Source organism: Brevundimonas sp. CEF1 (assembly GCF_051353055.1).
Taxonomy (GTDB): Bacteria; Pseudomonadota; Alphaproteobacteria; order Caulobacterales; family Caulobacteraceae; genus Brevundimonas.
This window is the reverse complement of record NZ_CP195593.1, coordinates 3,635,250-3,644,443: the sequence shown is the minus strand read 5'-3', so window position 1 is coordinate 3,644,443 and position 9,194 is coordinate 3,635,250. Positions and strand designations below refer to the sequence as shown.

Below are 9,194 nucleotides of genomic sequence, written 5' to 3'. Positions count from 1 at the left end.
CGCGCCCCCCAATATCGTCAAAACACACCCGCCAAGAGTTAGAACCACCGAACGAACGCACAACGAAGGCGACAGCCGGGACGACTTCTCCTGCCCCGCAAAACCGAGGTTTTGCAGGTGGGGTCGTACTCACGGACAGACGTCTCCCGCCGGCGGAAACCATTGATTTCCCCCGTCTTCATCCGGATTGGGATGGAAGTGCGTTACAGGCCAAAACTTACGCGTCGCACGGCGGAGATCAACGCTGATTCGAGTCGAGATTCGCACTTAAATTGTTTGACTCCGGCAAACCCCGGCGTCGCTTGGGAAAATGGCGATTTCGCCCCATTCGCTAACGCTGGATTCTATGGAATTCCGTCCGCGACTTAGCGTCAGACAGCAAGACGGCGAGGGAGCTTGCGCTTCCTCGCCGTTGAAATCGTTAGATTTTCTTGCGACAACCCGGTTACGGGTCGTCCGAGCGCGTTAGATGACGTCGTTTGACAAAGACGTGAAAGCCCGTCCCGACGTCGCCTAAATCAGGCGGCCGACAGCTTCTTCAGCTGGGCGGCCAGGCGCGAAACCTTGCGCGAGCCGGTGTTCTTGTGAACCACGCCCTTCGACACGGCGCGCATCAGTTCCGACTGAGCCGTGATGAAGGCGCTCTTGGCGGCTTCGACGTCTCCGCCCGTCAGGGCTTCCTGGAACTTGCGCAGGTAGGTGCGAACGCGCGTACGGCGGGCCTTGTTCACTTCGGTCCGCGCTTCGATCTTGCGGATCGCCTTGCGGGCGCCTGCATTGTTGGCCATCGGGTAAAAACCTTCGAACGAAAACGCCGCGAACCCACGTCCACGGCGAGGAAATCTCAAGAGCGGGCGGCTATAGCGGAAAGGCTCCGGCCGGTCAACGCGATCCGGCCGGAATTGAATCAGGGCCTGGGTTTAACGGCCGGTGAAGGCGGGTTTGCGCTTCTCCACGAAGGCCGCCATCCCCTCCTTCTGGTCCTCGAAGGCGAACAGGGAGTGGAACAGGCGGCGCTCGAACACCACCCCTTGCGTCAGGGTCGTCTCGAAGGCGGCGTTGACCAGTTCCTTGTTGGCCATGACCGCCAGGATCGACTGGCCGGCGATCTTGGCCGCCGCCGCCCGCGCCTCGTCCAGCAAGACGTCAACCGCGACCACGCGTGCTGCCAGACCGGACCGCTCGGCCTCGGCCGCGTCCATCATCCGCCCGGTCAGGCACATGTCCATCGCCTTGGCCTTGCCCACGGCGCGGGTCAGGCGCTGCGAGCCGCCGATGCCGGGGGCCACGCCCAGGTTGATCTCGGGCTGACCGAACTTGGCCGTCTCCGAGGCGATGATGAAGTCGCACAGCATGGCCAGCTCGCAGCCGCCGCCCAGCGCATAGCCCGAGACCGCCGCGATGATCGGCTTGCGGAAGCTGGCCACCCGGTCATGGGCGCGAGCGAAGAAGTTGCCGCGATACATGTCGGCATAGGCCTGATCCGCCATCTCCTTGATGTCGGCGCCGGCCGCAAAGGCCTTGACCGAGCCGGTCAGGACCACGCAGCGCACGCTGTCGTCGTCGGCCACGCTCTCCAGGAAGTCGCCCAGTTCGCCGGTCAGGGTGGTGTTCAGCGCATTCAGCGCCTCGGGCCGGTTCAGGGTGACGACCGCATAGCCGTCGGCGTGGCGTTCGATCAGCAGGGTGGAATAGGCGTCGGTCATCTGGGCGCTCCTGATTATGTCGCCCCGGCTTTACCAACCCGCTCATCCCGGCGGAAGCCGGGATCCAGTTCTTTGGCCAAGGGCGATAGGTTCGCTGGACGAGCCCGAGGTTCTTACTGGACCCCGACCTCCGCCGGGGTGATCGGAAGGGGGTTCAGCCCTCCCACTGGAACACCTCGCCGATCTCGACGCCGAAGACCTGGGCGATGCGGAAGGCGGCCTCCAGGCTGGGCGAGTATTTTCCCTGCTCCATGGCCACGATGGTCTGGCGCGTCATGCCGATGCGCGCGGCCAGATCCGCCTGGGTCATTTCCCCGGCGTGAAAGCGCAGCTCGCGGATGCGGTTTCGGATTGGAGGCGGCGACTTGCCCATCAGCGGCCCCGCTGCAGAAGGATGAGTTCAGTCGCCATCCGCAGCAGTTCCGCCGCCACGAAGCCGAACAGGATCCAGTTGGCCTGCTCCAGAACCAGATTGGGGATCCACGGCCCCGGCGTGCCGGCCTGACCCGTCTCCGGCAGACCATAGGCATAGGCCAGGAAAGCAGCCAGGGCGTAGATCTTCCAGGCGCCCCAGACCACGGCTCCGCACAACAGGACATAGCCGACCTGCATGGCGCGGGCGCGGGCCGCCAGTTCGCGCTCGTCGCGCACCGCCCGCTCGGCCCGGCGCGAGATCAGCAGGGACATCACCCCGGTCGCCGCGCTGATCGCCAGGGACAGGAAGACGCAGACCACGAACAAGGTCGTAGCGTCCGCCAGCAGATCGCGCGCGCGACCTCCGCCCCACATCCCGATCAATGTCCAGAAATAGAAGCCCCAGACCCCGGCCGTGGCCAGGAACTGAAGGCACAGGCTCTTCTCACGAAACGTCATGACGCGCTCCCTTCCTTGGCCGGCTTTCAACCGACCCGGCGCAGCAGGGTGATCTGGGTGGCGTGACGCACCACCTCGGACAGGGCCAGGGCGAAGATCACCCCATTGGCCGCCAGCAGCATGGCCGGCGCCAGCGCCTCCGCCCCCAACAGGTCCGGGTGCTTGCGGGCATAGACATAGGCGAAGGCCGCCAGACCGCCGAGCACGGCGCTCATCGTCAGAAAGGCCGCCTGACTGGCCTTCAGGGCCACGCCCTGCTCGCGCTCGTCGATGACGCCGCGCTCCGCCTTCGAGGTGCTGACCGCCGCCAGAATGGAAAAACCGACATGGGCCGCCACGCTGAAACCGATGCAGACCCCCATGGTCCACAGCACCAGATCCTGCGTCAGCAGGCCGTCGGCCGCCTTCAGCCCCAGCCGGACGAAATAGAAGCTCCACACCGCCGAGGTGGTCAGCAGCATGCCCCACGACAGTTTTTCCCTGAACGACATCAGCCGCCTCCTCCTTGATCCCAAGCGATGAGGCGATGTCGCATGACACAGACATCATGTCTATAATTTTTTACATCACGTCCGATTTATCGGACACGTCACCGCTTCTGGCAGACCGGACAGAAGAAGGTCGAGCGCCCGCCCTGGACCACGCGCGCCACCACGCCGGAACAGCCTTCGGTCCGGCACGGCTCGCCCTCGCGGCCATAGACGTCGAAGCGATGCTGGAAATAGCCCTGGCCGCCCTCGACATTGGCGAAGTCCTTCAGGGTCGAGCCGCCCGCCGCGATGGCGTCGGCCAGGACGTTGCGCACCTCGGTCGCCAGCCGCTCCAGCCGGGGCCGACTAACCTTGCCCGCCGCCGTCAGCGGCGAGATGCGCGCCCGATACAGCGCCTCGCAGACATAGATATTGCCCAGCCCCGCCACGATCCTCTGATCCAGCAGGCTGACCTTGATGTTCTGCGCCTTGCCGGCGAAGGCCTCCGCCAGATGGGCGGCCGAAAAGGCGTTGCCCATCGGCTCCGGCCCCAGGTCCATAAACCAGGCATGGCCCTCGACCGCCTCGGTCGGGATCAACCCCATGAAGCCGAACCGCCGCGCATCGGCGTATCCCAACCGCGTCAGCACCCCGGCCCGCTCCGCCGTCAAACTCATATGCTCGTGCTTGCCCGCGACGGGCGCCTCCGTCTCGAACACCCCCGGCGCCACGCCCTCCAGGGTGAACCGCCCCGTCATCCCCAGATGGGTCACCCAGGTCTCGCCGGTCGACAGCGGGAACAACAGATACTTGGCCCGCCGATCCAGCCGCAGCACCGTCGCCCCGTCCAGCCGCTCCACGAACCGCTCGGGAAAGGGAAAGCGCAGGTCCGGCCGGTTCTGACGCGCCGCCGTCAGCCGCGCCCCCTCCAGCACCGGCTCCAGACCACGCCGCACGGTTTCGACTTCGGGTAATTCAGGCATGGAAGAAGCCTAATCCTTCTCCCCTTGCGGGAGAAGGTGGCAGTCCTCGGACTTGATCTGGGGGCTGACGGATGAGGGGGCTCGCTCCCTTAAAGGTCCGCTCACCCCGGCGGACGCCGGGGTCCAGTCCTTTGGCTGCAAAGGCCGCGCGCGGAGCTCTCACTGGATCCCGGCGTCCGCCGGGATGAGCGGTGAAAGGGCTGAGCCTTCACATCCAACCTCGCCAATCCCTGAAAATCAGCGGGATTGGCCGCCCCCATCCCCCATCTGCTCGCCGCACCTCCAACCCCTGCCATGCTTCCTCCCGTCCCGTCGCAAGGGAGGGCTCGCTCGGCCGGCGAACCGAAGCGGCGGCGGGAGCGGAGAGAACGGGGGTCTTGTCGAACCTCCCGCCCTCCATCGCGCGCGCCGGGCAAGGGAGCACCCAGCGGAAGGCGGCGACGGATCGGGCGGAGGGTTCAGGAGTGAAGGGGGCAGCGCGCGAACGCGGGCTAATCTCGGGGTCTCAAGTAGCCCGAAGGGCGGTAGACCCCACTTCAATCAAGACGCCGCAGGGGCCTAGCGACGGGGCGTTCGACCCGTCCGCCAGAGAGGTCCCGGTCAGGGTCGCGGGGGTTACGCGGACCGTTCCAGGACTGCACGCCGGTGCAGCCTGCCCGTCATGGGCGCCGGGGGTAGCCGATAAGACCGGCGCCTGCCCCGAGCTCATGAACAACTCTTCGCGCGGGGCGTCGGTCTTCGTCGAAACGGTATTACTCACTCACTCCGGGCGAAGGCCCGGCGTCCCGCCCAGCCCTTCCACCGCCCGCGATTTCGCGAGGCGGACGCCGGCGCTCAAGCAGCCCGAAGGGCGATAGCGCACTCAAGAAGTTCCTTCTCCCCTTGCGGGAGAAGGTGGCCGAGCGGAGCGAGGTCGGATGAGGGGTCTCGCGACCGCCGGCAAAACCCCTCATCCGTCGGCCTTCGGCCGCCACCTTCTCCCGCAAGGGGAGAAGGGAAGCCTCCGCGACCCGTTGTCACGGCCGCGCTTTCCGGCTTACCTCCGCGCACAACGGAAAGAACCGCGCATGACAGACAGACCCGCCGGAACCGGCAAACGCATCGAATTGACCATCCGCGCCCTGATCCTGGGCTGTTTGCTGGCGGCGGTCTTCACGGCGGCCAACACCTATCTGGGCCTGAAGGTCGGCCTGACCTTCGCCTCGGCCATTCCGGCGGCGGTCATCTCGATGGCCCTGCTGCGCGCCTTCAAGGGTTCGACCATCTGGGAGAACATGACGGTGCAGACCGTCGCCTCGGTCGGCGGCGCCATGAGCTCCATCATCTTCGTCCTGCCCGGCCTGGTCATGATCGGCTGGTGGATGAACTTCCCCTTCTGGGAATCGGTGGCCATCTGCGTGCTCGGCGGCGTGCTGGGCGTGACCTTCTCCATTCCGCTGCGCCGGACCCTGGTGGTCCAGGGCGGCCTGCCCTACCCCGAGGGCGTCGCCGCCGCCGAGGTGCTCAAGGTCGGCTCGCCCGGCGCCGATGAATCCGCCGAGGCCGTGCGCGAGAACCGCTCGGGCCTGTTCGTGGTCATCGGCAGCGCCGTCGCCTCGGCCTTCTTCGCCTTCCTGGCCTCGGCCCGCGTCTTCGCCGCCGAGACCGTCGCCTTCGCGCGCCTGCCCGCCGCGCTCGGCGGCGGCGCCACCGGCGTCGGCTTCTCCATGCAGTTCGCCCTTCTGGGCGCCGGTCACCTGATCGGTCTGGCCGTCGGCCTGACCCAGTTGTTCGGCCTGATCCTGGCCTGGCTGATCTTCGTGCCCATCCTGACCTCGCCCGAGTTCATGGCCTGGGCCGCCGCCCACGGCGTGCCCTCCATCGCCGGAACCCTGCCCGCCGGGGCGCCCGCCGAGGAACTGGCCATGACCGTCTGGGCCAAGGAAGTCCGCTTCATCGGCGCCGGCGTCATCGGCGTGGCCGCCCTGTGGACCCTGGCCAAGCTGGCCAAGCCCCTGGTCGCCGGCCTGGCCTCGGCCGTCGCCGCCCAGACCAAGCGCGCCCACGGCGAGGTCCTGGACCGCACCGAGCAGGACATTCCGATCAAGTTCGTCGGCCTGCTGTCGATCGCCGCTCTGGTCGGCATCGCCGTCCTGCTGGCCGTCTTCGCCCAGGGCACGGCCCTGGCCGGCTCCACCCCCCTGCTGGTCGTCGGCGGCCTCATCTATGTCGTGGTCATCGGCTTCGCCGTGGCCGCCATCTGCGGCTACATGGCCGGCCTGATCGGCTCATCCAACAGCCCCGTGTCGGGCGTCGGCATCCTGGCCATCATCATCGCCTCCCTGCTGATGCTGGGCGTCATGGCCATCGCCGGCGTGCCCGCCGATCCGTCGATCATCGCCTTCGCCCTGATCGTCACCGCCGTGGTCTTCGCCGTGGCCGTCATCTCCAACGACAACCTGCAGGACCTCAAGACCGGCCAGCTGGTCGAGGCCACGCCCTGGCGTCAGCAGACGGCCCTGCTGGTCGGCGTCGTCGCCGGCGCCCTGGTCATCCCCTTCGTCCTGGACATGATGAACCAGGCCTTCGGTTTCGAGGGCGGCCCGCCCGCCATCGTCCAAGGCGCCCAGACCCTGGCCGCGCCCCAGGCCACCCTGATCTCGGCCCTGGCCAAGGGCGTCATCAGCGGCGAGCTGCGCTGGGACCTGATCGGCATCGGCGCCGTCGTCGGCGTCCTCGTCATCATCCTCGATGTCGTCCTGCGCGGCGCCACCAAGGACAAGGTCAAGCTGCCGCCCCTGGCCGCCGGCATCGGCGTCTATCTGCCGGCCGCTGTCACCACCATGCTGGTCGTCGGCGCCGTCTGCGGCTGGGCTTATGACAAGTGGATCGCCACGACCCGCTTCGCCGACGTCGGTCGTCGCATGGGCGTGCTGCTGGCGTCGGGCCTGATCGTCGGGGAAAGCCTGTTCGGCGTCTTCACCGCCGCCGTCATCGTCAGCACCCGGAACGAAGCCCCCTTCGCGCTTCTGCCCAAGGACACGGCCTGGCCCGCCATGTGGGCCGGTCTGGTCGCCTTCGCGGTCCTGACCTTCGCCCTCTATTCCTGGATCCGCAGCCGCTCGGCCAAGGTCTAAAATCCCTAGAGCGCGGAGGCGAACGCCTCCGCCGCCCTACTGGGCCGCCGTTCGCGGTGACGCAGCAGATGAAACGGCCGCTCGGGCAGATCGAGCGGCAGACGAACCAGCCGCCCCGCCTCGATCAGGGGCTGGGCGGCCAGTTCCGAGATCGCCGTGACCAGCCCCCCCGCCGCCACCGCCGACAGGATGGCCTCGTTGGACGGCAGGGTCAGAACCGCCCGCAGCCCCGCCGCGACGCCGCGCGGCAAGGCCGCCTCGAACTCGCTGCGCGTCCCCGAACCCTCTTCACGCAGCACCCAGTCCAGCGCCTTCAGCTCCGCCGCCGACAGCGCCTCGCTCCGCCCCGCCAGCGGATGCCCCGGCGCCGCCACCACCACCAGCCGGTCGGCGTCCATTCGCACCTTCTCGACCCGGGGGGCCTCAAACGCCCCCTCGATCAGGCCCAGTTCCGCCTCGCCCGCCAGCACCGCTTCGACCACCCGGTGCGTATTGCCGATCGACAGGTGCAGCTGGATCTCCGGATGGGCCCGCGCAAAGGCCGCCATGCGCGGCGGCAGCCAGTAGGCGGCGATGGTCTGGCTGGCGAACAGCCGCACCGCGCCGCGCTTCAGACCGGCCAGATCGTCCAGGGCCTGTTCCGCCGCCTCGGCCTGGGCCAGGACGGCGCGGGCCTCGGGCAGGAAGGCGGCGCCCGCCGCGTTCAGGGCCAGACCCCGGCCCACCCGGTCGAACAGCTGGGTCCCGTGCCGCGCCTCCAGCGCCGCCACCGCCGCGCTGACCGCCGACTGGGTCAGGTGCAGGGCCTCGGCCGCCCGCGTCATGTGCAGGCGCTCGGCCACGGCGACAAAGATGCGGAGCTGTTCCAGCGTCATGGCCAATCAATCGCTTTTCTCGATCATTAAATCCAGAACTATCCGTTGGATTGATCAGAAGCCGGAGCAGAGGATGCAGCCTCATGGCGACCGCTCATCATTCCGTCTCCGATCACCTCCGCCAGACCGGCGCTCTGCCCGCCCCGCTGCGCGGCGTCGCCCGCCTGCTGCCCGGCGTCCTGCTGAGCGCGAGCGTCGGCGCGGCCGCCTATGGCCTGCAACTGATCGAGACCGCCCTGTTCGGCCACCCCTGGGTCGAGGGTCTGGTCATCGCCATCCTGGTGGGGGCGGCCCTGCGCCTGGTCTGGACCCCGTCCAGCCTCTGGGCGCCCGGCATCGCCTTCAGCGCCAAGACCCTGCTGGAGGTCGCCGTCGCCCTGCTGGGCGCCACCGTGTCCGGCGCCGCCGTCATGGCGCTCGGCCCCGTCATGCTGCTGGCCATCATGAGCGTGGTCGCCCTGGCCATCGTCGGCGGCTATGCGCTCGGCCGCGCCTTCGGCCTGCCGCCCGCCATGGCCCTGCTGGTCGCCTGCGGCAACGCCATCTGCGGCAACTCGGCCATCGCCGCCGTCGCCCCCGTCATAGAGGCCGAGGGCCAGGACGTGGCCGCCGCCATCGGCTTCACCGCCGTCCTGGGCATCGCCGTGGTCCTGCTGGTCCCGGTGGTCGGCGCCCTGATGGGCTATGACGCTACCCGCGTCGGCGTCCTGGCTGGCCTGACCGTCTATGCCGTGCCTCAGGTCCTGGCCGCCGCCGCCCCCGCCGGGATGCTGGCCGTCCAGACCGGCGCGATCGTCAAGCTGGTCCGCGTCCTGATGCTGGGTCCGGTCTGCCTGGTCCTGGGCCTGATGCGCTCTGGAAAAGTCGAAGGCGCCAAGCGGCCCAGGCTGCACCACATGGCCCCCTGGTTTATCATCGTCTTCCTGATCCTGATGGGTCTGCGCTCGGCGGGCCTGATCCCAGAGTTCGTCCTGCCCCCGCTTCAGGCCGGGGTGACGTCGATGACCCTGATCGCCATGGCCGCCCTGGGCCTGATGGTCGATCCGCGCGCCGTCGTCCGCGCCGGCCCGCGCGTGGCCGCCGTGGCCGCCCTTTCGGCCCTGCTGATCGGCGCGCTTGCGCTGGCGACGATCGTGCTCATTTTACCCGGCTGACGCACAATCGAACCGCC

9 protein-coding genes are annotated in these 9,194 nt (G+C 68.2%); 2 read left to right on the top strand and 7 right to left on the bottom strand.

What is annotated here, in order from left to right:
- Window positions 1–518: 518 nt before the first annotated feature.
- From rpsT to mutM, 6 genes are all read right to left on the bottom strand, one after another.
- Window positions 519–788 (bottom strand): 30S ribosomal protein S20, encoded by a 270-nt coding sequence (gene rpsT / locus ACR9FL_RS18200; protein ID WP_105562740.1) that lies wholly within the window; start codon window positions 786–788, stop codon window positions 519–521.
- Between the two features lie 132 nt (window positions 789–920).
- Window positions 921–1,706, bottom strand: coding sequence for an enoyl-CoA hydratase-related protein (locus ACR9FL_RS18195; protein WP_436356639.1), 786 nt, complete (start codon window positions 1,704–1,706; stop codon window positions 921–923).
- A 154-nt stretch (window positions 1,707–1,860) separates the two neighbouring features.
- On the bottom strand, window positions 1,861–2,079 hold the full coding sequence (locus tag ACR9FL_RS18190) for a helix-turn-helix transcriptional regulator (protein ID WP_296178481.1): 219 nt from the start codon (window positions 2,077–2,079) through the stop codon (window positions 1,861–1,863).
- A complete protein-coding gene (locus ACR9FL_RS18185) occupies window positions 2,079–2,579 on the bottom strand; it encodes a hypothetical protein (protein ID WP_296178479.1) in 501 nt (166 codons plus the stop codon). The genes ACR9FL_RS18190 and ACR9FL_RS18185 overlap by 1 nt, the downstream gene beginning before the upstream one ends.
- Window positions 2,580–2,605: 26 nt before the next feature.
- Window positions 2,606–3,070, bottom strand: coding sequence for a hypothetical protein (locus ACR9FL_RS18180; RefSeq protein ID WP_436356638.1), 465 nt, complete (start codon window positions 3,068–3,070; stop codon window positions 2,606–2,608).
- 98 nt (window positions 3,071–3,168) lie between these two features.
- Entirely contained in the window at window positions 3,169–4,032 is an 864-nt protein-coding gene (gene mutM / locus ACR9FL_RS18175; RefSeq protein WP_296178475.1) for a bifunctional DNA-formamidopyrimidine glycosylase/DNA-(apurinic or apyrimidinic site) lyase, read from the bottom strand.
- A gap of 1,067 nt (window positions 4,033–5,099) precedes the next feature.
- Between mutM and ACR9FL_RS18170 the strand changes: the two genes are divergently transcribed.
- Complete coding sequence (locus ACR9FL_RS18170) at window positions 5,100–7,148, top strand: OPT family oligopeptide transporter (protein WP_436356637.1); 2,049 nt, start codon at window positions 5,100–5,102, stop codon at window positions 7,146–7,148.
- A gap of 5 nt (window positions 7,149–7,153) precedes the next feature.
- On the opposite strand, the gene ACR9FL_RS18165 is transcribed toward ACR9FL_RS18170, so the two are convergent.
- A complete protein-coding gene (locus ACR9FL_RS18165; protein ID WP_436358182.1) occupies window positions 7,154–8,023 on the bottom strand; it encodes a LysR substrate-binding domain-containing protein in 870 nt (289 codons plus the stop codon).
- A gap of 83 nt (window positions 8,024–8,106) precedes the next feature.
- On the opposite strand from ACR9FL_RS18165, the gene ACR9FL_RS18160 reads away from it, so the two are divergent.
- Window positions 8,107–9,177 carry a YeiH family protein gene (locus ACR9FL_RS18160; protein WP_436356635.1) on the top strand — a complete coding sequence of 357 codons (1,071 nt, stop codon included), beginning with the start codon at window positions 8,107–8,109 and terminating at the stop codon, window positions 9,175–9,177.
- Window positions 9,178–9,194 lie beyond the last annotated feature (17 nt).